The sequence below is a fragment of the Gallaecimonas zhanjiangensis genome, from assembly GCF_057624825.1.
This window is the reverse complement of the sequence record NZ_CM172603.1, coordinates 1,401,456-1,425,474: the sequence shown is the minus strand read 5'-3', so window position 1 is coordinate 1,425,474 and position 24,019 is coordinate 1,401,456. Positions and strand designations below refer to the sequence as shown.

Sequence of the window (24,019 nt, the reverse complement as noted above, 5' to 3'; positions counted from 1 at the left end):
AACGCCTTATGAAAAAGTTCTGGCAAGCAGCAGCGCTCATTATCATCACCTTGGTGATGCTGGCCCTTTACTACTACGCCAGCGAGCTGGGGTTTTAAAAAGGCGGCCACAGGCCGCCTTTTTTACAACGCTTTAAGCTGCGCGTTCATGGTAGTTAATTGATCGCGCAGGCGCGCCGCCTCTTCGAACTCCAGGTTCTGGGCGTGCTGGTACATCTGCTTCTCGATTTTTTCCATCTCGCTGGCCAGGGTTTTGGCGTCCAGATGCAAAGGAGCGCTGTCTTTGCGGCCCTTGCCTTTCCCTTTGGCCTTACCGTCGCTGTCGTTCTTGTCGCCCAGTTGCAGGATATCGGCAATTTTCTTGTTGAGCGCCTTGGGCACAATGCCGTTTTCGAGGTTGAAGGCTTCTTGTTTTTCCCGCCGGCGCGCCGTTTCATCCATGGCCCGCTGCATGGAGCCAGTGATTTTATCGGCATAAAGGATGGCGCGGCCGTTAAGGTTACGGGCGGCCCGGCCTATGGTCTGAATAAGGGAGCGGTCGGAGCGCAGGAAGCCTTCTTTGTCGGCATCAAAAATGGCCACCAGAGACACCTCGGGCATATCCAGGCCCTCGCGCAGCAAGTTAATGCCCACCAGCACGTCAAACTCGCCCAGGCGCAGGTCGCGGATGATCTCCACCCGCTCCACCGTGTCCACGTCCGAGTGCAGGTAACGCACCCGCACTCCGTGCTCGTTTAGGTATTCGGTGAGATCCTCGGCCATTTTTTTGGTGAGGGTGGTAATAAGCACCCGCTCGTTGACCTCGACCCGCTTGCCAATTTCTGACAACACGTCGTCCACCTGGGTGCCAACCGGGCGCACTTCCACCACCGGGTCTAACAGGCCGGTGGGGCGCACCACCTGTTCAGCGATTTCCCCTGCCGAGCGCTCCAGCTCGTACTTGCCGGGGGTGGCGGAGACATACACGGTTTGCGGCGCTATGGCCTCGAACTCGTCGAATTTAAGCGGCCTGTTGTCCAGCGCCGAGGGCAGGCGAAAGCCGTATTCCACCAAGGTTTCTTTGCGGGAACGATCCCCTTTGTACATGGCGCCAATTTGCGAGACGGTGACGTGGGACTCGTCGATGATCATCAAGCCGTCCGGCGGCAGGTAATCGAGCAGGGTCGGCGGCGGCTCGCCGGGGTTACGGCCAGAAAGATAGCGCGAGTAGTTCTCGATGCCCGAACAATAGCCCAGCTCCACCATCATCTCGATATCGAACTGGGTGCGCTGGGCCAGGCGCTGCTCTTCCACCAGCTTGCTGTTGCTGCGAAGGTCCTCAAGGCGGCCTTTAAGCTCCACCTTGATGCTCTCCACCGCCTCAAGCACCTTCTCACGGGGCGTCACGTAGTGGGTCTTGGGGTAGATGGTGATGCGGCCAAGGCCGCTTCTGAGCACCTGGCCGGTTAAGGGGTCAAAGGTGCTGATCCGTTCCACTTCGTCGTCAAAAAGCTCGATACGCACCGCCTCTTCGTCGCTCTCGGCCGGGTGAATGTCAATCACCTCACCGCGCACCCGGTAGGTACCGCGGCTAAAAGCCACTTCATTGCGGGTGTATTGCAGCTCAGCCAGCCGGCGCAGCATGGCGCGCTGGTCGATGATGTCGCCCTGGCGGATGTGCAGCATCATCGACAAATAGCTTTGCGGGTCGCCAAGGCCGTAGATGGCCGACACCGAGGCAACGATCACCACATCGCGCCGCTCCATCAATGCCTTGGTGGCCGATAGGCGCATCTGCTCGATATGGTCGTTGATGGAGGCGTCCTTCTCGATAAAGGTGTCGGACGCCGGCACATAGGCCTCGGGCTGGTAGTAGTCGTAGTAGGAGACGAAGTACTCCACGGCGTTTTCCGGGAAGAACTCTTTCATCTCGCCATAAAGCTGGGCGGCCAGGGTCTTGTTGGGAGCCATGACGATGGTGGGCCGGCCCAGGGTGGCAATGACGTTGGCCATGGTAAAGGTCTTACCGGAGCCCGTTACCCCAAGGAGAGTCTGGTGGGCCAGGCCCGCCTCCAGGCCGTCTACCAGCTGAGCGATGGCGGTGGGCTGGTCGCCGGCCGGTTGGTAGGCCGAGTGCAGGATAAAGTCTTTGCTCATGCCGTCTCCTTGGTAAACCAGCGGTAGGCGATGGTCGCGCTAATCAAATTTGCCAGCACCACCCCGGCGAAGAATCCCGGCAAGCCGAGAAAGTGCCCGCCGAGCCAAGCCAAAGGCACGGCAGCGGCAAAAAAGCGCAGCACCGACATGGTCAGTGCCTTGGCCGGGCGATGAATGGCATTAAAAGATGAATTGGTGAGGATAACCACCCCTTGCAGGCCATAGCCCAGGGGCACAATAAAGATAAAGAGCCGAATACACTCGGCTACCTTGGGGTCCTTACCGAACACCCAGCTGATGGGAAAGGCCAGCACCAGCAGACCCACGTAGAACAGGCCCTGCCAGCCCAGCACAAAGCGCACCACCCCTTTGTAGGCGCTTCGCACCCTTTCGAGCTGCCCGGCGCCCATGTTCTGGCTGATAAAGGGCGGCAGGCTCATGGACAGCGCCAGCACCACCAGGGTAGAGAGGGATTCAAGGCGCGAGCCAACACCATAGGCCGCCACGGCAGCCGGGCCAAATTGCGCCACCATGGCGGTAAGGGCCGCCATGGCCAGCGGGGTCATCATATTGGCGCCAGCCGCCGGCAAGCCAATCACCAGCAAGGAGCGCCAGTGGCGCACCATGGTAAGCCCCGGCAGGCAAAACTGCGCCAGCTGCCGCTTATACAGCATAAACAGCACCCCAACCGAGCCGCCGGCCCAAGCCAGCACCGTGGCAAGGGCCGCGCCAGCCAGCTCCATGCGCGGAAAAGGCCCCAGGCCAAAAATAAGCACCGGGTCCATTACCGCATTGATAATGCCGCCCAGCACCATAAAGCGGCTGGGGGTGACGGTGTCGCCGTTGGCACGCATCACGGCGTTGGCGATCATCGGGATGGCCAGCATCGGGCTGCCGGCAAACCACACATTCATGTACTGGGCGATAAGCTTTTGTTGCTCGGCACTGGCGCCAAGGGCCGAGAAGATGGGGTCTTGCAGCAGCCAGGCCAGTACCGCCAGTATCGCCACCAGCAGTACTCCCAACCAGATAGCGGCGTTGCCTTGCTCTTTGGCCTGCTCGGCGCAGCGCCGCCCCAGGGCATGGCCGATCACCGCAGAGGTGCCAATCCCCAGACCAATGGTGAGGCTGATAAGGAAAAAACTCACGGGGAAGGTAAAACTGATGGCAGCCAGCGGGTGGGTGCCAAGACGACTGACAAAAAGGGTATCGACCAGGTTGAAAGTCATCATGGTCGCCATCCCCCACATCAGGGAGACGGTCATCTGCTTGAGGGTACTGTTGATGTCCCCGGCTAGCAGATCGTGTGCAGCGCGCGCCATGAATGAAGATCCAGACAGAAATACGTGAAAGCGGCCAGTTTACGCCCCCAAGCCGAAAACGACCATGTTTTCTGCCTTTTTCCCACTCACCCCTTGCCAGGCTCAGGCCAAGCCGTTATCTTACGCGCCCCCACGGGCATTTCCCTCCTGGCCCGGCCGATTTCGGCAAGTTAATTCACACCTTGAATATCCTATTACAGCTTTGTCACAAAGCTGAAAGCGCCCCACTGTAAGAAAATTACTTACCTTTTAACCATTTGATTTATAAGCAATAAATACCTGAACGGCGATAGCGCTTTTTTTTCGCAAATTCCAGGCGAAGCCGCGCCAAGCGCGGCTCTTGCGCCTTTCCCCACAGAGTTATCCACAGAAAAAGTGGATAACTTAAGCCAGCCCTTACCGGCTCTGGCGTGAGGACGGATCAGTCATTTATTTGCGGTTTAAAGTAACGAAAGCAGCTGATCGCCCCACCGGCCATGCAGGCCGAAAAAACGCACTTTTGGTCAATGGGCCGTCATCTTGCCCAAAAGGCAAGCAATCGGACTTTTCTGGGTATCATTAGTGTTGACAGCCCCGGGGGCCGTGGATAACATTCGCCACCGTTGCTCCCCCGTAGTTCAGTCGGTAGAACGGCGGACTGTTAATCCGTATGTCACTGGTTCAAGTCCAGTCGGGGGAGCCAGTTTAAAACGACATGGCGCCTGGCGCGGTGTCAGCCCCTAGGGCAACACAATTTATTCCCTCGTAGTTCAGTCGGTAGAACGGCGGACTGTTAATCCGTATGTCACTGGTTCAAGTCCAGTCGAGGGAGCCAAATCACCGCTACGGCGGTTCGCGCAAGCGAGACAATTTATTCCCTCGTAGTTCAGTCGGTAGAACGGCGGACTGTTAATCCGTATGTCACTGGTTCAAGTCCAGTCGAGGGAGCCAATACTAAAAGGCCAGCGTTAGCTGGCCTTTTTCTTTTCCTGGTTTTGATAGGTGTTCCCCAAAGCACTAGGCCTGCATGGCAGGCCATGTCACAGATCTGGGCGGCCCCGTACAAGTCCAGCCGGGGGAGCCACAATCCAAAGGCCCACAGCAGCAGAAGCCAGGCATTTAGCAGGTTATATCGTTATTAAAGCCAGGCATCCTTCGTTAAAGTGCGGCGATGGGCCGCCGATACGCAGCTGGCGCAACGCCGCCAGACTTTCTTAAAAAGGCCTTATTTCCTTGACCCGGCGCCAATATAAGAAATTTGGCTTATTGCCAGCGGTCTTCGTCGCCTTTTTCCAGGCCTGTCATGGAAATGCCAGGGGTTATGGTTTAGATCTGGAGTCAGGCTGTTTTAGTTTAAAATTCAACAGCTACCGTCCGAGTGCCCATTGGAGGGGAATTAAAACAATGAAACCCGGTGCAGCGTCTGCCTCTTCATTGCTTATCTTAACTTTTGTCGCTTGGCTGCTGATGACCCTCAGCCTGGTGATGATTGGTCGTGCCCAATTGGCCGAGCAACAGCAACTGGCGGTGCAAAGTGCCATTGCCTGGCAACAGCAACCCGACTCCCCGGCGCCGCCGGACTGGCTGCAATGGCAGCGCCCCGGCACCGAGGCTCAGGCCCGCGCCCCTCGCCACGGCGCCTTGGCCGCTTCCGTTATGGGCGCCTTGCTGGGCGCTAAGGAGCAACAACTTGGCCCCCTGCGCTGGCGCCTGGACAGCTCCGCCCTTTATGCCCAGATAGAGATAGCGCTGCTGCTGGCACTGCTTATTCCCCTGGCAGGTGGCGTGCTCGTCTACCTCATTAAAAAGCGCATCCTTGAGCGCCTGAAAATCGTTGACCAAGAGCTGAGCCAGCTCATCGACCACTTGGAAGAAGGTGAAGAGCTGCCCGGCAGCATCTCGGTGGATGCCTTTAATGGCACCCTGGCCGCCATTGCCGAAGCCCGCGCCCGAGTCTTACAGCAAAGCGCCGAACAGCAACGGGTAATAAAGGCCTTGAGCCAGCAGGTGCTGAGCGACCCTCTTACCACCCTGCCCAACCGCCGCGCCTTTAACGACCAATTAGGCCGCGAGCTAGCCAACAAAAACGCCGTTGGCCTGCTGCTTATTCGCGCCACGGCCTTGAGGGCCATCAACGACGAAGACGGCTACAGCGCCGGCGACCAATACCTGCGCGAGCTCGCCCAGATCTTAAAGCGCCAGTCCGGCAAAAAGCTGGCGTGCCGCAGCTATCGCCTCTCGGGTAGCGATTTTATGGTGCTGGTTGCCACCGGCGAGCTGGGCGAGCTGGACCAGTTTGCCCAGCACCTGATGGCGGAGCTGATGTCCCTTCGCAATCAGTCCAAAGAACAGATGCCCGCCTACATTGGCGGCGCCCTGGTTAAAGACACCACCTTAACCGCCGCCCTGTCCCTGGCCGACACCACCTTGTCGCTGGCCATGGCCCAGGGCCAGCCGGGCTGGCATGTGGACGCCGGCCTTGGCCCCAATAAATCCCTTGAGCAGCGCACCCAGCAGCAATGGCGCGACCATATCCAATACCTGCTCACCGGCCAGGGCCTGACCTTGCTGGCCCAGCCCATCCAGGGGGTTAACCGCAACGAGGTGCACTACACCGAAATTTTGGCCCGCTGCCACGACAAAGACGGCCGGCTGCTGCCCACTGCCTCGGTGATGGCCATGGCCGAGCGCCTGGGGCTTATCCAGCAACTGGATAAACTGGTGATGGAATGCGCGCTCAAGGAGCTGGTGGGCAAACCCCTTGGCCGCTCCATGTACGCCATCAACCTCAACGCCCTGACGGTGCAAGACCCGCACTTTGTGATTTGGCTTGAGCGCAAGCTGCTGGCTCACCCCGAGCTTGCCCGCCACCTGGTGTTTGAGGTGCCAGAAGCCGGGCTTATCCGCCAGGTGGGCGCCAGCCAGCGCTTTATAGAGCTGCTGCACAAGATGGCGTGCCGCATTACCATCGAGCGTTTCGGCACCGGCCTTGGCGCCATTCGCTTCTTCAAGGCCCTGAAACCCGACTTTGTGAAGGTGGACGCGGCGCTCAGCCGCGCCATAGACCAGGACAAAGACGGCCAGTATTACCTGCGTATCCTGGTGGATATTGCCCACCGCCTGGGGGTCAAAGTGCTGGCCGAGAACGTGGAGAACGCAGAAGAGCGCATGGTACTGACCGACCTTCGCCTCGACGGCCTGCAAGGCTATTACCTGGCAAGGCCGGTGCCCTTCGGGCCTTCAGCCCTGACCATGAACCCATAAAAAACGCCGCATCATGCGGCGTTTTTTTCATCCCTCGCGGCCCCCTGCTGGCTCACCATCACCCCCAGCAGCACTAGGCTACTGGCCAGCAGTTGGCTGGGGCTAAGCCGCTCATTTAAAAGCACCATGGCCATCACCAGTGAAAAGAGCGGGATCAGGTTCACAAACACCGCCACCCGCGCCGCCGGGAGCCTGGCCATGGCAAAGTTGTACAGCCCATAGGCCCCGAGGGTGACCCCCAGCCCCAGATACAGCATGGACAGCAGCGCCTGGCTGCTAAGCCCGCTCGGCACCGGGGCGCTCAATAGCGCCAGAGGCAGGAAAAACAGCGAGCCGCTGATGGCCTGGATGGCGGTCAGCCACAGCGGCGAGTACCGGTCGGAGAGCTTTTTCAGCGACAGCGAATAGACGGCAGCGCAGACCATGGCGGCAAATTCGAGGCTATTGCCCAGCAGCGGATTGGGCGCATCGGCAGACACAGTGCCGGCCGCGCTCAGCCACAATACCCCCACCAGGGCCATGGCTAGCCCCAGCCACAACCGTGGCGAGGCCTTTTCTTTTAGCACCAGTACTGCGCCGCCAACGGTGAGAAGCGGCAACACCGCGGTGACCATGCCAGCCTGGCCGGCCGAGGTATATAAAAGGGCTTTGGCTTCAAACACGAAATAGAGGCAAGGCTCGGCCAGAGACATAGCCGCAAACAAGCGCCAATCGCCCTTTTGGTAATGGGCTTTGCCCCAGAGCCGCTTCATGACCAGCAGCGCAATGGCGGCTATCCACATCCTCGCGCAGATCACCCAAAGCGGCGACACCTCTACGAACACCACCTTGAGCACCACGAAGGTGCTGGCCCACAAGGCCATGGCCAGAACCAGGGCAACTAACGGCATAAAGACCCCACAGACTCCCCTGTTGTTTAGGGGAGGACAAAACACGATAATAACCCGCTGATTCTACTTTGGCCGAAGGGGACCAAGCCACCCATGGGCGATTATCTGCTGTTATTGATAGGCACAGTGCTGGTCAATAACTTCGTGCTGGTGAAATTTCTCGGGCTCTGCCCCTTCATGGGGGTATCCAACAAGCTGGAAAGTGCCATTGGCATGTCCCTGGCCACAACCTTTGTGCTGACCCTGGCCTCCCTATGCAGCTACCTGGTCAACACCTACCTGCTCGAGCCCTTGGGGATCGGCTATCTGCGCACCCTCTCCTTCATTTTGGTGATAGCGGTGGTGGTGCAATTCACCGAGATGGTGGTGCAAAAAACCAGCCCCATGCTGTACCGGGTGCTGGGCATCTTTTTGCCCCTTATCACCACCAACTGTGCGGTGCTGGGGGTGGCGCTTTTGAACATCAACGAAAACCACACCTTGATGCAGTCGCTGATTTACGGTTTTGGCGCCGCCGTGGGCTTCTCGCTTGTGCTTATCCTTTTTGCCGCCATGCGCGAGCGCCTGGCCGCCGCCGACGTGCCGGTGCCCTTTAAGGGCCCGGCCATCGCCTTGATCACCGCCGGGCTGATGTCCCTGGCCTTTATGGGCTTTACCGGCCTCGTTAAGCTGTAACCATGACCATTCTTTACGCCATTCTTGCCCTTGCCGCCCTGGCCCTGGTGTTCGGTGTCATCCTTGGCCTGGCTTCGGTCAAGTTCAAGGTTGAGGCCGACCCCATCGTCGACCAGATAGACAACATTCTGCCCCAGACCCAGTGTGGCCAGTGCGGCTACCCGGGTTGCCGCCCCTACGCCGAGGCCATTGCCGGCGGCGACGCCATCAACAAATGCCCCCCCGGCGGCCAGGCCACCATCGAAAAGCTGGCCGATCTGATGGGAGTCGAGGCCAAGCCGCTGGACGCCGCCCACGGCGAGGAAGCGGTCAAGAAAGTGGCCTTTATCCGCGAAGACGAGTGCATCGGCTGCACCAAGTGCATTCAGGCCTGCCCGGTGGACGCCATTCTCGGCAGCGCCAAGCACATGCACACCGTGATTAAAAGCGAGTGCACCGGCTGCGATCTGTGCGTCGAGCCCTGCCCGGTAGATTGCATCGAGATGCGCCCGGTACAAACCACGGTCCAAAACTGGAAATGGCGCCTCAACGCCATTGCGGTCAAAGAAATCGCCCCTGAGGAAGCCCATTGATGTTGACCTTGCTTGAGCGGCTTTCCAGCAGCGATGTCTTTGATTTTCATGGCGGTATTCACCCGCCCGAATTTAAGAGCCTGTCCAACCACAAGCCCATCGGCAAACTGCCCATGGCGCCCTTTTTGGTGGTGCCGCTGCGCCAGCATCTGGGGGAGCTTGGCGAGGTGTTGGTCAAGGCTGGCGAGAAGGTGTTAAAAGGCCAGCCTCTGTCACGGCCCATGTCGGTGATGGGGGTGCCGGTCCATGCCCCCACCTCCGGCACCGTGGTGGCGGTAGAGAACCGCCCCCTGACCCACGCCTCCGGCCTTTGGGACATGGCGGTGGTTATCGAGCCCGACGGCCAAAACCAGTGGGGCGAGAAGCACCCGGTGGCCAATCCCTTTGAGGCCGACCCAGCACTGCTGCTAAAAGCAGTAAAAGCCGCCGGCCTTGCCGGTATGGGCGGCGCCGGTTTTCCCACTGCCGTTAAACTCGGCGGTGGCCGGCCCATCGAAGCCTTGGTGGTTAACGCCGCCGAGTGCGAACCCTATATCACCAGCGACGATTGCCTGCTCCGCGAAGAGCCCGAAAACGTGGTGGCCGGAGCCCGGCTGATGGCCCGTATTGTCGGCGCCCGGATGGTGGTGATTGGCATCGAGGACAACAAACCCGAGGCCATCTCCGCTCTTGAAGGGGTGATTGAAAGCCTCGACGATGTGTCCATGAAGGTGGTGCCCACCAAGTACCCCTCTGGCGCCGAGCGTCAGCTCATCAAGCTGCTCACCGGCGACGAAGTGCCGGCTGGCGCCATTCCGGCCGACCTTGGCCTGGTGGTGCAAAACGTCGGCACCGCCTACGCCGCCTACCGCGCCCTGGTGCTGGGCGAGCCGCTTATTCGCCGGGTGGTAACCATTACCGGCCAGCAGGTGAAAAAGCCCGGCAACTATTGGCTGCCCATCGGCACCCCCATCAGCCACGCCCTTACCGAGTGCGGCTTTAAGCCCGAGAAAAAACAGCGGCTAATTATCGGCGGCCCGATGATGGGCTTTACCCTCAATGACCCGGCCGCGCCGGTGACCAAAACGGTAAACTGCCTGCTGCTGCCCAGCACCAAGGAGCTCAAGCCAGCCGGGCGCGAGATGAGCTGCATCCGCTGCGGCGAGTGCGCCAATGTTTGCCCGGCCGAGCTACTGCCCCAGCAGCTCTATTGGTACGCCAAGGCCGAAGACCACGAAAAGCTCGACGAATACAAGCTCTCGGCCTGTATCGAATGCGGCGCCTGCGCCTACGTTTGCCCCTCAGAAATTCCCCTGGTGCAGTACTACCGGGTGGCCAAGGCCGATATTCGCAGCGCCCAGGAAGAAAAACGCAAATCGGACAAGGCCCGCGAGCGCTTTGAGGCCCGCAACGACCGCCTGGAGCGAGACAAGGCCGAGCGGGAAGCGCGCCACCAGGAAGCCACCGAGCGCCGCAAGGCCGCCATGGCCTCGCGAAGCGAAGAAGCGGCTCCGGCCAGCGACGCCGTCGCCGCCGCCCTTGCCCGGGTAAAAGCCCAAAAAGATGCCGACGTGGCCAAGGCCCAGCAGGCCGCGAAAGCCGGCGCCCATCTGGAAAAGGGCGAGCTGGTTCCAGACAACAGCGACATGGCCGCGCTTCGCGAAGAGCGCAAACGCCAGGCCCGCGAGAAAAAAGCCCAACTGGCCGCCCAGCAAGAGGCCGAGCCTAGCGCCGCCCCGGCAGCTGATGCCAAAAAAGCCGCCGTAGCCGCCGCTATTGCCCGCGCCAAAGCCAAAAAAGAGGCCGCCGCCCCGGCAGAAGGCCAAAGCGACGCTCCGCCCCAAGATGCAAAGAAAGCTGCTGTGGCTGCCGCCATCGCCCGCGCCAAAGCCAAGAAGGCAGCGCAGGATGCCGATAGCGCCCCGGCGACAAGCGAGCCAGCGGTTAGCGCAGCTACTGAGGCCGAGCCTCCCGCAGCCAGCGAACCGGTAGACCCTAAAAAAGCTGCCGTGGCCGCCGCCATTGCCCGTGCCAAGGCAAAAAAAGCGGCCCAGGCGCAAGGCGCTGAAGGTGGCCAGGCGGATGCAAATCAGCCTGAGCCAAGCCCGGTAGCAAGCGAGCCCGCGGTTAGCGCAGCTACTGATGCTGAGCCCCCTGCTACCAGCGAGCCGGTAGACCCTAAAAAAGCTGCTGTGGCCGCCGCCATCGCCCGCGCCAAGGCCAAAAAGGCGGCCCAGGCGCAAGCCGCTGAAAGTGACCAGACTGATGCAAGTCAGGCTGAGCCAAGCCCGGCGGCAAGCGAGCCAGCGGCTAGCTCGGCAGCTACCCAGCCAAGCGCCGAGGCCGAAGCAAGCGAGCCAGCGGCGCCCGGCGCCGAGGCCGCTGCGGCCAGCCCCGCCCCGTCAGAGGCGGACCGTAAAAAAGCGGCCATCGCCGCCGCCATTGCCAAAGCCAAGGCCAAAAAACAGGCTCAAGAAGGTCAGGACTGATGTTAGGTATCGCCAGCTCTCCCCACACCCACAAGCGCCGCACCACAGGCCAGGTTATGCGCCTGGTGGCCTACGCCACGGTGCCAGGCATCGCCGCGCTGTTTTACTTCTTCGGCTACGGGGTGCTTATCAACCTGGTACTGTGCTCCGTCAGCGCCTTGCTGGCCGAAGCGCTGATCCTTATCTTGCGCCGCAAAAGCCTGTGGCAGCTCACCGACAGCTCGGCGCTACTTACCGCCATTTTGCTGGCTCTGGCCCTGCCCCCCACCGCGCCCTGGTGGCTGCTGGTCATCGGCTCGGTGTTTGCCATTTTGGTGGCCAAGCAGCTTTACGGCGGCATCGGCCAAAACCTCTTTAACCCGGCCATGGCCGCCTATGTACTGCTGCTCATCTCCTTTCCGGTGCAGATGACCAACTGGCTGCCGGCCCGTTCCCTTGCCGAGCATGTGCCGAGTTTTCAAGACAGCCTGAGCCTGACCATGACCGGCTACACCACCGACGGTTTTGCCGCCCACCAGCTGAGCCTGGGTGTGGATGGCCTGAGCCAAGCGACCCCCCTCGATACCTTGAAGACCGACCTTAAGCAGGGCAAAACGGTGTCCGAGTCCATGGAAAAGCCGCTGTTTAGCGCCCTAGGGGGCCTGGGCTGGAACTGGGTTAACGGCGCCTTCTTGCTGGGCGGCCTCTTTTTGCTGTGGCGCGGCGTTATTGGCTGGCAGATCCCGGCCGGGGTGCTGGGCGGCCTTTTTGCCTGCGCCTTTGTGGGCTTTGTTATTCACCCCGACAGCAACGGCTCGCCGCTTTTTCATGTGTTCAGTGGCGCCGCCATGTTCGGGGCCTTTTTTATCGCCACCGATCCGGTTACCGCCGCCACCTCGCCCAAGGGCCGGCTTATCTTCGGTTTGCTCATTGGCGTGCTGACCTACTTTATCCGCGCCTTTGGCGGCTACCCTGACGCCATCGCCTTTGCGGTGCTGCTGGCCAACATGGCGGCGCCTTTGCTGGATAACTACACCAGGCCCCAAAGTTTCGGGGAAGGGTCCAAATCATGATGTTTTCTGCCGCCCGCAAGAACGGGCTTATCCTTGGCATCTTCGCCCTGGCCTGCACGGCGCTCTTGGCTGGCACCCATGAGCTGACCAAGGACCGCATTGCCGAGCAAAAAGAAGCCCAGCGCCTGAAAATCTTGAATGCCATGATCCCCAAGGCCAGCCACGACAACGACCTCTACCACGATTGCACCGAGGTGAGTGACCCGGCCCTGTTGGGCACCAAAGACCCCCTTGCGGTGTTTCGCGCCCGCAAAAACGGCAAGCCGGTGGCCCTGGCCATGGAGACCGTGGCCCCAGACGGCTACAGCGGCGCCATCTCCCTGATGGTGGGCATGTCCTACCCCGACGGCACCGTGCTTGGCGTTGAAGTGCTTGAGCACAAAGAAACCCCCGGCCTTGGCGATAAAATCGAGCGCCGTAAATCCAGCTGGCTGGACGAATTTACCGGTAAATCTCCCACCGGCCCCAGCGACCCGGCTTGGGCGGTGAAAAAGGACGGCGGCCAATTTGACCAGTTTACCGGCGCCACCATCACCCCAAGGGCGGTGGTCAAAGCGGTGGGCCGCACAGTGGAATACTTCAGGCAGAACAAGGACGCCCTCTTTGCCGCAACCGGCCAATGTGGAGGCACGCAATGAGCCAGTTCAAAGAAATCGCCAGCTTAGGCCTTTGGAAAAACAACCCGGGCCTGGTGCAGCTATTGGGGCTTTGCCCGCTGTTGGCGGTGTCCAACACCCTCACCAATGCTCTGGGCCTTGGAGTCGCCACCATGCTGGTGCTGATCGCCTCCAACGCCACCGTTTCCCTGGTGCGCCACTTTGTGCCCAAGGAAATTCGCATGGCGGTGTTTGTGATGATCATCGCCGCCTTCGTGACCGCCGTTGAGCAGGTGATGACCGCCTTTGCCTATGGCCTGTACCAATCTCTTGGCATATTTATTCCGCTTATCGTCACCAACTGCGTGATCATGGGCCGCGCCGAGGCCTTTGCCTCCAAAAACACCGTGGGCCTTGCCGCCTTTGACGGCCTGATGATGGGCCTTGGCTTTACCGCCGTGCTGGTGGTGCTAGGCGGGCTTCGGGAAGTGATTGGCCAGGGCACCCTCTTTGACGGCGCCGATCTCCTGCTGGGCGACTGGGCCAAGAGCCTGCGTATCGAGGTGTTCCACTTCGACGCCAAGTTCCTGGTGGCCCTGCTGCCGCCGGGAGCCTTTATTGGCCTGGGGTTCCTCATTGCCCTTAAAAAGGTCATCGACCAGCAACGACAACGCAAAACCGCGCCGGCGCCGGTGGTTAAGGCCGAGCGGGTGCGGGTAACCACGGCAGACTGATGAACCAGCAAAAACGTATCGAGATCCTGACCCGGCTGCGCGATGCCAACCCCCATCCCACCACCGAGCTCAACTTCAGCACCCCCTTCGAGCTGTTGGTGGCGGTAACCCTCTCGGCCCAGGCCACCGATGTGGGGGTCAACAAGGCCACCGACAAGCTGTTCCCGGCCGCCAATACCCCCCAGGCCATCTGGGATTTGGGGGTCGATGGCCTCAAGGACTACATCAAGACCATCGGCCTTTTTAATGCCAAGGCCGAGAACGTTCACAAGATGTGCCGTATCCTGCTCGATGAGCACGGCGGCGAGGTGCCCGAAAGCCGCGAGGCCTTGGAAGCCCTGCCCGGGGTGGGCCGCAAAACCGCCAACGTGGTGCTCAACACCGCCTTTGGCTGGCCTACCATCGCCGTAGACACCCATATTTTTCGGGTCTCCAACCGCACCAAGTTTGCCCCCGGCAAAGACGTGCGGGCGGTGGAAGACAAGCTGGAAAAGGTGGTACCCAAGGAATTTAAAGTGGACGTGCACCACTGGCTTATCCTGCACGGCCGCTACACCTGTATCGCGCGCAAGCCCCGCTGCGGGTCTTGTATCATTGAAGATCTTTGCGAATTCAAAGATAAAATCGACATCTGAAACAACGAGGTGAGCAATGCGACTTCTTCACACCATGCTGCGGGTTGGCAACCTGGACAAATCCATCGCCTTCTACACGCAAGTGCTCGGCATGAAACTGCTGCGCCAGTCCGACAACACCGAGTACAAATACAGCCTGGCCTTCGTGGGCTACGGCGATGAAATCGACCACACCGTCATCGAGCTGACTTACAACTGGGGCGTCGAGAGCTACGACTTGGGCAGCGCCTACGGCCATATCGCCATCGAAGCCGACGACATCTATGCCCTGTGCGAAGAAGTGCGGGCCAAAGGCGGCAAGGTGACCCGCGAGCCGGGCCCGGTACTGGGCGGCAGCACCGTTATCGCCTTCGTCGAAGACCCTGACGGCTACAAAATTGAATTTATTGCCAAAAAAGACGCAGGCAAGGGCCTGGGTAACTAACGGCAAGCCATGAAAAAAGGCACCTTCGGGTGCCTTTTTTGTCAGCGTTTGATTTGCAACACCACCCGGCGGTTAAGGGCCCTGCCCTCTTCGGTGTTGTTGGAGGCGATATGGCGCTTCTCGCCATAGCCTTCGGTGCTGATGCGATCCGCCGGCAGCCCCTTGCCCACCAGATATTCCTTGATGGCCTTGGCGCGCTTTTTAGAGAGCTCTTCGTTGGCCCAGCGGCCACCGTAGGAGTCGGAGTAGGCGGCAATATCGATGCTGGAAAAATGGTTGTCGTTGGCCAGATACTGGCCAATCAAATCCAGGCGCGCCAATGATTCTTCGGTCAGTGACGAGGAATTTTTCTTGTAGTTGAGCACCGAGAAGGAGATGTCTTCAAAGCTCACCGGCAGCAGGCCGCCCAGGCAAGAGACAAAATCCTCGTAGCCTTTTTTGAAGTTGCCGGAAGACAGCGCCACCGACACCTTGTTGCGGCCCAGGCGATCAGGGTAGGTCAAAGTGGGGAAACGGCCGGCGTCCAGCTCAGAGAGCATGTCCCAGGCTCTGTCGTCTGTTACTTCCGCCGGGTAGCGCGGGTAAAGCGACACCTGCCCCAGGGGTTCGGCTTTGAGGCCTGGTTGCCAAACGGGGGGAACACTTGCCAAGGTGGCAACGGTGCGTTGGCTGGGGCCGTCTTTAAGCGCCATGGCAAACTGCAGGTTTTCCTTGCGGCTGGCACGGGCACTGAACACCGCTACCCCGTAATTGGGGATCTGGTGTTCCAGCCGGCATTGCAACGGGTTTGACGCCGTTACCTGCCATTGGGACTGGCCCAGGCTGGCTGCGTAGTAGCGTACGCCGGCATCCACAGGCGCCGGTTGGGCGGCCAGGATAACCAGTGCAGCAACAGCAGTGATGTGTAAAGACTTGGACAGCATAGACTCTCCCCTACCTCTACTACTGTGTCGGCAGATCTTTTTGCAACTTTAGGGATTTGCCCGCTTTTGTCATAATGACCCCCCGGCCACTAGTCACAGTATTCCATGTCAACAACTCTTAGTCAGCGTTTCCGCGGTTTTTACCCAGTGATCATCGATGTGGAAACCGCCGGCTTCAATGCCAAGACCGATGCCCTGTTGCAAATTGCGGCCACCCTTATAGATGTAGACGCCCAGGGGCGTTTTTTCGTCGTCGAGACGCTTTTTCACAATGTCTTGCCTTTTGAAGGGGCCAATCTCGAAGACGCCGCGCTGAAATTTACCGGCATCACCGACCCCTGGCACCCGTTGCGCCTGGCGGTGGACGAAGACGAAGCGCTCAAAGACATCTTCAAGCAGGTGCGAAAGCGCATGAAGACCGCCGACTGCCAGCGGGCCATTTTGGTGGGCCACAATGCCGCCTTTGACCTTGGCTTTCTTAACGCCGTCATCGAGCGGACCAACCAAAAACGCTCGCCCTTTCACCCCTTTGTGAGCTTCGACACCACCACCCTGGCGGCCCTGGCCCTTGGCCAAACGGTGCTGGCCAAGGCCTGCGTCGCTGCCGGGCTGGAGTTCTCCAACGCCGAGGCCCACGCCGCCGACTACGACGCCGAGCGCACCGCCCAGCTGTTTTGCCATATCGTCAACCGCTGGCAAGCCCTGGGGGGCTGGCCTTTGCCGGCACCAGAATCGGAAGCACAAAACGCACCAGACAGCGACGACAGCGCTGAATAAAAATGCAGCCGAGGGCTTGATCTTGCCGGCGCATTTTGAAAAACTGCCGCCGTCCTGAATTTTTTAGGACCAGAAGAGGTGCGTTTTCCAGGTAACCAGCACGAGGGGCCCTTTCCCTTAGACGGCTGGCCAGGGGGTAAACGCCGAGATGATCTTGCGCGGGGGCGCGCACTGTCATCGGTCAGACAGGTTGAATCCTGTTGACTGTCACCTGTTGGTGGAGCGCTTCTGGTACAAGCAGTCTCGTCTTTTGTTGTCTGCCGGTCCCAGGCGCTCTCTTTGCTTGAATTCAAGGAGAGCTATGAACATCCCCGCTAGCCGCGTACTGAAATTTGGCGGCACTTCCGTTGCTGACTACGATGCCCAGGGCCGCAGCGCCCAACTGGTAGCCAATCAACCCGAATCCCGTATCGTTGTGGTCAGCGCCGCTGCCGGTGTAACCAATGCCCTGGTTGGCCTGAGCCAAGCCAAGGACAGCGCCACCGCCGAAAATTTCCGTAATCTTATCCGCGACCGCGAGCAGCATTTCTTCGACGCCCTGGGCGAGCCCGATGCCCTTAAGGCCACATACTGGACCCTGATGGAAGAACTGGACGCCTCCGGCCCCTGCACCGGCCAGGCCCGCGACCAGTTATTGTCGCTGGGCGAGCGTTTTTCCAGCCTGTTTTTTGCCGAGCGCCTGCGCCAACTGGGTATGCCGGCCGTGCAGCTACCGGCCCGTTTCCTGATCGCCACCGACAGCCAGTTCGGCCACGCCGAGCCCGATGTCGCCCGCACCCGCCAACAAGTGCAGGTCGCCCTTAACGACCATCAAGGCGAAATCCTAGTAACCGAAGGCTTTGTCGGCGCCGATATCGACGGCAATCTCACCACCCTTGGCCGCGGCGGCTCCGATTATTCCGCGGCGCTGCTGGCCGAAGGGGCCGATGCCGACTGGGTTGAGATTTGGACCGACGTCAAAGGCCTGTACACCACAGACCCGCGCCTGGCCCCCAAGGCCCGCCCCTTGGCGGAGCTGTCTTTTGCCCAGGCCGCCGAGCTTGCCACCTTTGGCGCCAAGGTATTGCACCCCAAAACCCTGTGGCCGGCCATGCGCCACGATATTCCGGTGTTTATCGGCTCCACCCTGGACGCCTCCGGCGGCACCGTTATCCGCCGTGAAGTGACCGGCGAGCGCCGCTACGCGGCCCTGGCGCTGCGTAAAAACCAGACCCTGTTGAAAATAACCAGCCCCGAGATGCTCTACAGCTACGGCTTTTTGGCCCGCGCCTTTACCCTGCTGGCCAAGCACCAGATCTCGGTGGATTTGGTAACCACCTCCGAGATCTCCATCGCCCTGACCCTCGACGAGCGCGGCTCGGAACAGGCCTTGGATGAGAGCGTGCTGGAAGAGCTGAAAAGCCTTGGCACCATTGAAGTACAAGAAGGCCTGGCACTGGTGGCGCTGGTGGGCGACAACCTCAACACCACTCCCAAGGTGGCGGCCGAGGTGTTCGATGCCCTAGGTAACATCAATGTGCCGCTGATCTGCCACGGCGCCAGCCCCCATAACCTGTGCCTGCTGGTGGAAGAAAAAGACGGCCCACAGGCCATTGCCCGGCTCCATGAGCGGCTGTTTGAGCGCCTTAAAATCGCAGCGGCCTCATAGCAAAAACGCCCCGAAAGGGGCGTTTTTTAGCCCCACTTGGAGGCGGGGGCCTGGTAATCCAAAAAGCGCTCAAGCATGGCGCCGGGCTCGGTTTCCACTATCAGCATCTGGTGGTGGCGCTCGTCTAAAAAGCCCTCGTTCACATAGTTTTGCGACTGGGCGATCAGCGGGTTGTAAAAGCCGGCCAGGTTTAAAAGGCCAATGGGCTTGTGGTGGTAGCCAAGCATGGCCCAGGTCCACACTTCGGCCACTTCCTCAAGGGTACCGGCGCCCCCTGGCAGCGCGATAAAACCGCCGGAGAGCTGGGCCATCATCGCCTTGCGCTCGTGCATGTCGCGCACGATGTGCAGCTCGGTCAGCCCCTTGTGGCCCACTTCTTTATCGACCAGTGCCTGGGGAATAACGCCGATGGCCTTGCCGCCGGCTTCCAGCACTGCGTCAGCCACGGTGCCCATCAACCCCACCCGGCCACCGCCGTACACCAAGGTAATATTGCGCTCGGCCAGGCATTGGCCCAGGGCCCTGGCCGCGCTTTTAAACAGAGGGTTAACCCCCGGCCTGGAACCGCAAAATACCGCTACAGTTTCCATGGTTGCTCCGGTTTAAAAAGTCGTCGAGATCCACTAGGTTAGTGTTCAACACTGCTATATGATGCAGCACCTTTTTCCGGCCGCCCACTGCCCGTAAGTGCCCGACCGGTTCCCCTACTTTATCAGGGAATTACCATGAAGATCGGCATCCTGTCCCGAAACACTGATCTGTATTCTACCCGTCGCCTGGTGGAAGCGGCCGAAAGCCGGGGCCACGAGGTGCAGGTGCTTAACCACCTGCTTTGCTACATGAATATCGCCTCCCACAGGCCCAGCATTCACTACGGCGGCAAAGAGCTGGAAAACCCCGACGCCATCATTCCCCGCATCGGCGCCTCGGTCACCTTTTACGGCACCGCCGTGGTGCGCCAGTTCGAGATGATGGGGGTGTACTGCGTTAACGAATCGGTAGCCATCTCCCGCTCCCGCGACAAGCTGCGCAGCCTGCAACTGCTGGCCCGCAAAGGCATCGGCCTGCCCATCACCGGCTTTGCCCACTCCACCAAAGCCACCGACGACCTCATCGAAATGGTGGGCGGCGCGCCGCTGGTGGTAAAGCTGCTGGAAAGCACCCAGGGCAAAGGGGTGGTATTGGCCGAAACCCGCAAAGCGGCCGAAAGTACCATCGAGGCCTTCCGTAGCCTTGGCGGCCGCTTTTTGGTGCAGGAATACATCAAGGAAGCCGGCGGCGCCGACATCCGCTGCATCGTGGTGGGCGACAAAGTGGTGGCGTCCATGCAGCGCCAGGCCAAAGACGGCGAGTTCCGCTCCAACCTGCACCGTGGCGGCAGCGCCCAGTCAATCAAAATTACCCCCGAGGAGCGCTCCACCGCGGTGCGCAGCGCCAAAATCATGGGCCTTGGGGTAGCCGGTGTTGACTTGCTGCGCTCCAATCACGGCCCGCTGGTAATGGAAGTAAACAGCTCCCCTGGCCTTGAAGGCATTGAAAAATCCACCGGTATCGACGTGGGCGGCGCCATCATCGAGTACATCGAGAAAACCGCCAAACCCCACGCCACCAAAACCAAAGGTAAAGGCTAACCATGGAACTGGGCGGCGTTAGCATCAAACCCGGCAGCCGGGTCGATATCAAGCTGCCGGTGCCGCCGCTCTACACCAACGCGGCCCTGGATATGCCGGTAACCGTTATTCGCGGTAAAAAAGACGGCCCAAGGCTTTTTGTCAGCGCCGCCATCCATGGCGATGAAATTAACGGCGTCGAAATAGTGCGCCGGCTGCTGGCCAGCTCCTTTGTTAAACGCATCACCGGCACCTTGATTTTGGTGCCGGTGGTCAATGTCTACGGTTACACCAGCAAGAGCCGCTACCTGCCTGACCGGCGCGACCTTAACCGCGCCTTCCCAGGCTCTGCCAAAGGCTCCATGACCTCGCGGCTCGCCCACACCTTTATGAGCGAGATTGTGGCCAACGCCAGCCACGGCATTGACCTGCACACCGGCGCCAAACACCGCACTAACCTGCCGCAAATTCGCACCTCCCTGAACGACCACGACGCCCTGGCCATGGCCAAGGCGTTTCGGGTGCCGGTTATTCTCAACGCCGAGCTGCGCGACGGCTCCTTGCGCGCCACCGCCGCCGAAAACGGCTGCCCGGTGCTGCTTTACGAAGCTGGCGAAGCCCTGCGCTTTGACGAATTTGCCATTCGCGCCGGCCTTCGCGGCATCGTTAACGTGATGCGCCACCTGGGCATGTTGCCCCCCGCCAAGGCCCCCAGCCGCCAGCTGGCCCCGCAAATCGCCCAGGAAAGCCGCTGGGTAAGGGCCAATGCCTCTGGCATTTTGCTGAGCACCAAAGCCATAGGCGATGCGGTGAGTAAAGGCGAAGTAATGGCTCACATTACCGACCCCACCGGCAGCACACCGGTGGTGATAAAAAGCCCGGTAGACGGCATTGTTATCGGCCAGGCCACCCTGCCCTTGGTACACGAAGGCGAAGCCCTCTATAACGTCGCCCACACCGAGAAAGGCGACTTGGTAGAAGCCGCCCTACCCCATTTTTATGACAATCTGGAAAGGTTGGATGAGAGTGATTTTGCACCTTTGTGATGGCCAGACTTTCTGACACAAAAAAGCCGGTTTATCCGGATTTTTTTGTGTCTACTCAGCCCTAGCTATCAGCAAGATGCAGCTGCCCTTAGCTCCTGCAGCATGGCCCTTTGGTAAGCCAGAACTAAAGACTCGGGCGCACCGGTGTATGGGGCAATCGCCGCATCAAATGCCATGCACAGCAGCACTTGCTCCGGGCTGTAGCCTGTGGCCTTTTGCGCTTTAAACGCCTGCGTTGACGCCGCCCACAGCGCTTCTGCCCGTTCGCGATATTCCTCACCCCATGCGGCCATGAAAAGCTCAGAAGGGTTGTACTCAAAGCTAAATCTGAGCAGTTCGCTCAAGCTGGCATCCGCCTTGGGCAGCTTGGTAAAGGCGTCTTGCATCATTGCATCTATGGCTTGGGTTGCCATCTGTTCCTCCGTTGAACAAGATTGTGGAGCCTGAAAGGTAACAAAATGTCTCTGTTGGGCATAGGGGGATCCCCACAGCCATCGCTGTTGGCGGGGTATGCATCGACGGGTAGCGGTTAACCTGTGCCAATCAGATTACTCAGATGTTTTTGTTTACTCGCCGGGTCTCGGCCCGGCAGCCGAGGTACTTTGTTTTCGCACAAAGTACCCAAAAGCACCGCCCCGGCGTTACGCGATGTCCTTCCCTCTAGTCGCTTACCGCTGACCGCTGCGTACGGTTCCCGACGCGTCCTCCGCTCGCTCGGCGTTCTGCCTCGCGTCAGCTCACACTCCCGGCGGTAAGGCGCTCCACTTAAAGGGGCTCCGAAAAGCATGCAACTTCGTTATGGCTTAGCGGACAACTTCAGCAGCTGCACCATAAACGGAGCTGCCCGCTCTTGTGCCCGTTAAGTGCAGCGCTGAGTCGGCGGGAGTGGAGGGGTGGCCGAGACAGGGATGTCGAGGCAGGTTCATCCGTGCCGGGAGCGCGTTTGAACCGGTGCCCCGGGAACGACCAGAGACGAAGAAGAAGCGAAACGTGGGCAATGGTTTTGGTTGGGCAGCCCCGCTGACTTTTGCCAAAACAAAAGTAACCCGGCTGCTGGGCCGGGACCCGGCGAACTATCAGGATAAAACCCATCAAGAAAAAAACACCAAATCTACGAAGCGACAGACGCTATACAGTTGAACAGAACAAAGGTGAGAGTCACACCAAACTTCAAAGGCTAAATACGCTCAGCAAAATCGCACCACTGATATACCAAAAACCATCACACCCAATAGCAATACAAAAAGCCCCAACCCACCTTTCGGCGGGTTGGGGCTTTTGGGCTCTGGGGTTATGCCAGAAGGTTAAACAATCTTTTTAGGGGCTGGCCGGCGATGGTGTAGTTGCCACGAAAGTTCTGGTTCTGTGGCAACTCGGTCTGCCGCAGGGTGACCCCGAAACGGGCCGCGGCTGCGGGGTTGGCTCTGTGGGTGACCTGGTGGCGCTCCTGATAGTGGGTCTCGGCATCTTCCTTGGCGGCCTCGATGGTGATGGCCCCTGGAATATTGATGTGATGGCCATCCATCGCCAGTTCAATACCGCGCAAGGCAGGCAGATTCAGGCGCCGGCGCCGGGCGTTTTCATAGATGAAGTAGCGGCGCTCCATATTACAAAAAGGCGAGTTGCTCCATTCCGGCGTGGCCACAAAAATCATGCACCGCGAAGTGGCTACCGCATGGCGATAGTATTCCTTCCACCCGCCGTTCATGGAGGCGACGCCAACCAACCAGGGCCTGGCGGCATCGACCGTGGTGCGTTGAGTTCCGGGCACTATTTTTAAGCATTCGGTGTCGAGGTAGACGCTGTTAACATACGGCAGCCAGTTTTTTCGATTCATGATTTGATAGCGCAGCCAGCGGGCAAAATAGGCGCCGCCGTTTCTGGCGCCAAAGCTCAGCGTAACGTGGGTAACGCCATGTTGCTGTTGCAGCGCTCGTGCTCTTTGAAGGAGTACAGGGTCAAGGAGTGTGGGGCAATCTTGGGGTAATGGCATGGTGATGTCCTTATCTTGAGTGAGGGTGATATCCATTTCGACGGCCCTATTGTTAGCAGCCCCCTCCTTCGCCAACAACTCGGAGCAGTAAAAGACATACCCCCTATCCGCCGAATTAGCCGCCCGAAAGCGGATGCTTACCCTCAAACCGCTTTGCCAAAAAGCGCGCCAGCGACGGGCCGAACATCAGCACCAGCAAAAAGCGCAGGGTTTGCATGGCCATCACAAAGGAAATATCCACATGGGTGCCGGCCGAGATTATGGCGATAGCGTCCATGCCGCCAGGGCTGGTGGCGAGGTAGGCGGTCAAAGGGTCTATGCCCAAAAACCGCACCAGCAGGTAGCCGATACCGGCGCACAGGGTCATCAAAAAGACGATGGCAAGGACAATGGGCAGCAGGGCGCGGCGGGCGGTTTTGAGGGTGCCGCTGGTAAAGCCAAGGCCCACATGCCAGCCGAGAGTGGCATAGGCCATGGCCAGCAGCCATTTGGGCAGCACCAGTTGGTAACCGAGGCCCAGATGCAGCGCCGCGCCAATCACCATGGCCAGCAGCAGCGGCCCGGAGGGAAAGCCGGTTCGCCGCCCGGCAAAGGTAATGCCAAGGGCCAGCAGCAGCGTCACCCAAAGGCCGGGCCACAGCGCGCTGCTTGCCGCGGCGGCGGTCGCCGCCCCTGGGGGCAGCTCGGTTGCAAAATGCGCCACCAATGAGGCGGTGATGGCCACCAGCAGCACCCGCAGGTATTGCATCAGGGCCACCAGGCGCACGTCGGCATTGGCGCTACCTTCGGCCATCACCACCATGGCCGAGGCGGCGCCGGGGTAAATGCCCCAAAGGCCGGTGGTACCGGGCAGCCAAGGCCCCTTGCACAATAGCCAGCCCAGCAGGGAACTGACCACCAGCACCCCTAAGATAATGGCCAAATAGAGCCAGGCATCGCTTAAGAGACTGTGCAGTAGATTGGCGGAAATGGCGGCGGCCACCATCAGGCCGATAAGGCTCTGGGCCAGGCTGTAAATGGGCTTGGCAATGGCCAAACGGTGGCCACGTACCCCCATCACAATGCCGCCCAGCATGGGCCCGAGCAGCAAGGCTGCCGGCAGGTGCAGCAGATCCAGGGGCAGTGAAAAGGCCGCAGATAATAGCAGCAAGAGTGCCCAGGAACGGGCTTTGGGGAGCGCAGAGAACAACGGAGCCTCCTTTGAGGCCCCATAACATGCCCGAGCGCTGCCCGGCTGTCAAAACGGCCGGGCTAAATTCACCCTTACAAAAAACGG

The 24,019-nt window shown here is 59.9% G+C and carries 21 protein-coding genes, 3 tRNA genes and 1 riboswitch; of the genes, 16 read left to right on the top strand and 8 right to left on the bottom strand.

Going from position 1 to position 24,019, the window contains the following annotated elements; all coding sequences use genetic code 11:
- Window positions 1-122 precede the first annotated feature (122 nt).
- Window positions 123-2,135 carry an excinuclease ABC subunit UvrB gene (gene uvrB / locus AC22G1_RS06675; protein WP_487316065.1) on the bottom strand — a complete coding sequence of 671 codons (2,013 nt, stop codon included), beginning with the start codon at window positions 2,133-2,135 and terminating at the stop codon, window positions 123-125.
- Window positions 2,132-3,457: an MATE family efflux transporter gene (locus tag AC22G1_RS06670; RefSeq protein ID WP_487316064.1), complete on the bottom strand. Its 1,326-nt coding sequence runs from the start codon at window positions 3,455-3,457 to the stop codon at window positions 2,132-2,134. Before AC22G1_RS06670 ends, uvrB begins: the two co-directional genes overlap by 4 nt.
- 606 nt (window positions 3,458-4,063) lie before the next feature.
- On the opposite strand from AC22G1_RS06670, the gene AC22G1_RS06665 reads away from it, so the two are divergent.
- The 4 genes from AC22G1_RS06665 (at window position 4,064) to AC22G1_RS06650 (ending at window position 6,700) form a co-directional block, all read left to right on the top strand.
- Window positions 4,064-4,139, top strand: a tRNA-Asn gene (locus AC22G1_RS06665).
- Between the two features lie 56 nt (window positions 4,140-4,195).
- A tRNA-Asn gene (locus AC22G1_RS06660) sits at window positions 4,196-4,271 on the top strand.
- 40 nt (window positions 4,272-4,311) lie between these two features.
- Window positions 4,312-4,387 (top strand) — tRNA-Asn (locus AC22G1_RS06655).
- Between the two features lie 516 nt (window positions 4,388-4,903).
- Entirely contained in the window at window positions 4,904-6,700 is a 1,797-nt protein-coding gene (locus AC22G1_RS06650) for an EAL domain-containing protein (protein ID WP_487316063.1), read from the top strand.
- Window positions 6,701-6,711: 11 nt separating this feature from the next.
- On the opposite strand, the gene AC22G1_RS06645 is transcribed toward AC22G1_RS06650, so the two are convergent.
- Window positions 6,712-7,590 (bottom strand): DMT family transporter, encoded by an 879-nt coding sequence (locus tag AC22G1_RS06645; RefSeq protein WP_487316062.1) that lies wholly within the window; start codon window positions 7,588-7,590, stop codon window positions 6,712-6,714.
- Window positions 7,591-7,683: 93 nt separating this feature from the next.
- Between AC22G1_RS06645 and rsxA the strand changes: the two genes are divergently transcribed.
- Genes rsxA through gloA form a run of 8 tightly spaced genes read left to right on the top strand, consistent with a single transcriptional unit; the run spans window position 7,684 to window position 14,746 of the window.
- On the top strand, window positions 7,684-8,265 hold the full coding sequence (gene rsxA, locus AC22G1_RS06640) for an electron transport complex subunit RsxA (protein ID WP_050657567.1): 582 nt from the start codon (window positions 7,684-7,686) through the stop codon (window positions 8,263-8,265).
- A gap of 2 nt (window positions 8,266-8,267) precedes the next feature.
- Window positions 8,268-8,837: an electron transport complex subunit RsxB gene (gene rsxB / locus AC22G1_RS06635; protein WP_487316061.1), complete on the top strand. Its 570-nt coding sequence runs from the start codon at window positions 8,268-8,270 to the stop codon at window positions 8,835-8,837.
- Window positions 8,837-11,305 (top strand): electron transport complex subunit RsxC, encoded by a 2,469-nt coding sequence (gene rsxC / locus AC22G1_RS06630; RefSeq protein ID WP_487316060.1) that lies wholly within the window; start codon window positions 8,837-8,839, stop codon window positions 11,303-11,305. The genes rsxB and rsxC overlap by 1 nt, the downstream gene beginning before the upstream one ends.
- Window positions 11,302-12,357: an electron transport complex subunit RsxD gene (gene rsxD / locus AC22G1_RS06625; RefSeq protein WP_487316698.1), complete on the top strand. Its 1,056-nt coding sequence runs from the start codon at window positions 11,302-11,304 to the stop codon at window positions 12,355-12,357. The genes rsxC and rsxD overlap by 4 nt, the downstream gene beginning before the upstream one ends.
- Entirely contained in the window at window positions 12,357-12,995 is a 639-nt protein-coding gene (gene rsxG, locus AC22G1_RS06620; protein WP_050657655.1) for an electron transport complex subunit RsxG, read from the top strand. The genes rsxD and rsxG overlap by 1 nt, the downstream gene beginning before the upstream one ends.
- Complete coding sequence (gene rsxE / locus AC22G1_RS06615) at window positions 12,992-13,687, top strand: electron transport complex subunit E (protein WP_050657563.1); 696 nt, start codon at window positions 12,992-12,994, stop codon at window positions 13,685-13,687. The genes rsxG and rsxE overlap by 4 nt, the downstream gene beginning before the upstream one ends.
- Window positions 13,687-14,322 (top strand): endonuclease III, encoded by a 636-nt coding sequence (nth, locus tag AC22G1_RS06610; RefSeq protein ID WP_050657562.1) that lies wholly within the window; start codon window positions 13,687-13,689, stop codon window positions 14,320-14,322. The genes rsxE and nth overlap by 1 nt, the downstream gene beginning before the upstream one ends.
- A 16-nt stretch (window positions 14,323-14,338) precedes the next feature.
- Window positions 14,339-14,746, top strand: a complete 408-nt coding sequence (gloA, locus tag AC22G1_RS06605; protein ID WP_050657561.1) for a lactoylglutathione lyase — start codon at window positions 14,339-14,341, stop codon at window positions 14,744-14,746.
- Window positions 14,747-14,787: 41 nt separating this feature from the next.
- Here the strand turns inward: gloA and AC22G1_RS06600 are convergent, their stop codons facing one another.
- A complete protein-coding gene (locus AC22G1_RS06600) occupies window positions 14,788-15,669 on the bottom strand; it encodes a flagellar protein MotY (RefSeq protein ID WP_487316059.1) in 882 nt (293 codons plus the stop codon).
- Between the two features lie 105 nt (window positions 15,670-15,774).
- On the opposite strand from AC22G1_RS06600, the gene rnt reads away from it, so the two are divergent.
- Window positions 15,775-16,446: a ribonuclease T gene (gene rnt, locus AC22G1_RS06595; RefSeq protein ID WP_487316058.1), complete on the top strand. Its 672-nt coding sequence runs from the start codon at window positions 15,775-15,777 to the stop codon at window positions 16,444-16,446.
- A gap of 65 nt (window positions 16,447-16,511) precedes the next feature.
- Window positions 16,512-16,682, top strand: a riboswitch (Lysine riboswitch).
- Window positions 16,683-16,747: 65 nt separating this feature from the next.
- Window positions 16,748-18,094 (top strand): lysine-sensitive aspartokinase 3, encoded by a 1,347-nt coding sequence (gene lysC / locus AC22G1_RS06590; RefSeq protein ID WP_487316057.1) that lies wholly within the window; start codon window positions 16,748-16,750, stop codon window positions 18,092-18,094.
- 26 nt (window positions 18,095-18,120) lie between these two features.
- On the opposite strand, the gene AC22G1_RS06585 is transcribed toward lysC, so the two are convergent.
- Window positions 18,121-18,684 (bottom strand): LOG family protein, encoded by a 564-nt coding sequence (locus tag AC22G1_RS06585; protein WP_487316056.1) that lies wholly within the window; start codon window positions 18,682-18,684, stop codon window positions 18,121-18,123.
- Window positions 18,685-18,819: 135 nt separating this feature from the next.
- On the opposite strand from AC22G1_RS06585, the gene rimK reads away from it, so the two are divergent.
- Together rimK and AC22G1_RS06575 are read left to right on the top strand one after the other, a co-directional pair.
- Window positions 18,820-19,725, top strand: a complete 906-nt coding sequence (rimK, locus tag AC22G1_RS06580; RefSeq protein ID WP_487316055.1) for a 30S ribosomal protein S6--L-glutamate ligase — start codon at window positions 18,820-18,822, stop codon at window positions 19,723-19,725.
- A gap of 2 nt (window positions 19,726-19,727) precedes the next feature.
- Complete coding sequence (locus tag AC22G1_RS06575; RefSeq protein ID WP_487316054.1) at window positions 19,728-20,750, top strand: succinylglutamate desuccinylase/aspartoacylase family protein; 1,023 nt, start codon at window positions 19,728-19,730, stop codon at window positions 20,748-20,750.
- A 68-nt stretch (window positions 20,751-20,818) separates the two neighbouring features.
- Here the strand turns inward: AC22G1_RS06575 and AC22G1_RS06570 are convergent, their stop codons facing one another.
- The 3 genes from AC22G1_RS06570 to AC22G1_RS06560 all read right to left on the bottom strand — a co-directional run bounded on the left by AC22G1_RS06570 (window position 20,819) and on the right by AC22G1_RS06560 (window position 23,932).
- On the bottom strand, window positions 20,819-21,163 hold the full coding sequence (locus AC22G1_RS06570) for a hypothetical protein (RefSeq protein WP_487316053.1): 345 nt from the start codon (window positions 21,161-21,163) through the stop codon (window positions 20,819-20,821).
- A gap of 878 nt (window positions 21,164-22,041) precedes the next feature.
- Window positions 22,042-22,779, bottom strand: a complete 738-nt coding sequence (locus tag AC22G1_RS06565; protein WP_487316052.1) for a toll/interleukin-1 receptor domain-containing protein — start codon at window positions 22,777-22,779, stop codon at window positions 22,042-22,044.
- Between the two features lie 79 nt (window positions 22,780-22,858).
- Window positions 22,859-23,932, bottom strand: coding sequence for an AbrB family protein (locus tag AC22G1_RS06560; protein ID WP_487316051.1), 1,074 nt, complete (start codon window positions 23,930-23,932; stop codon window positions 22,859-22,861).
- Window positions 23,933-24,019 lie beyond the last annotated feature (87 nt).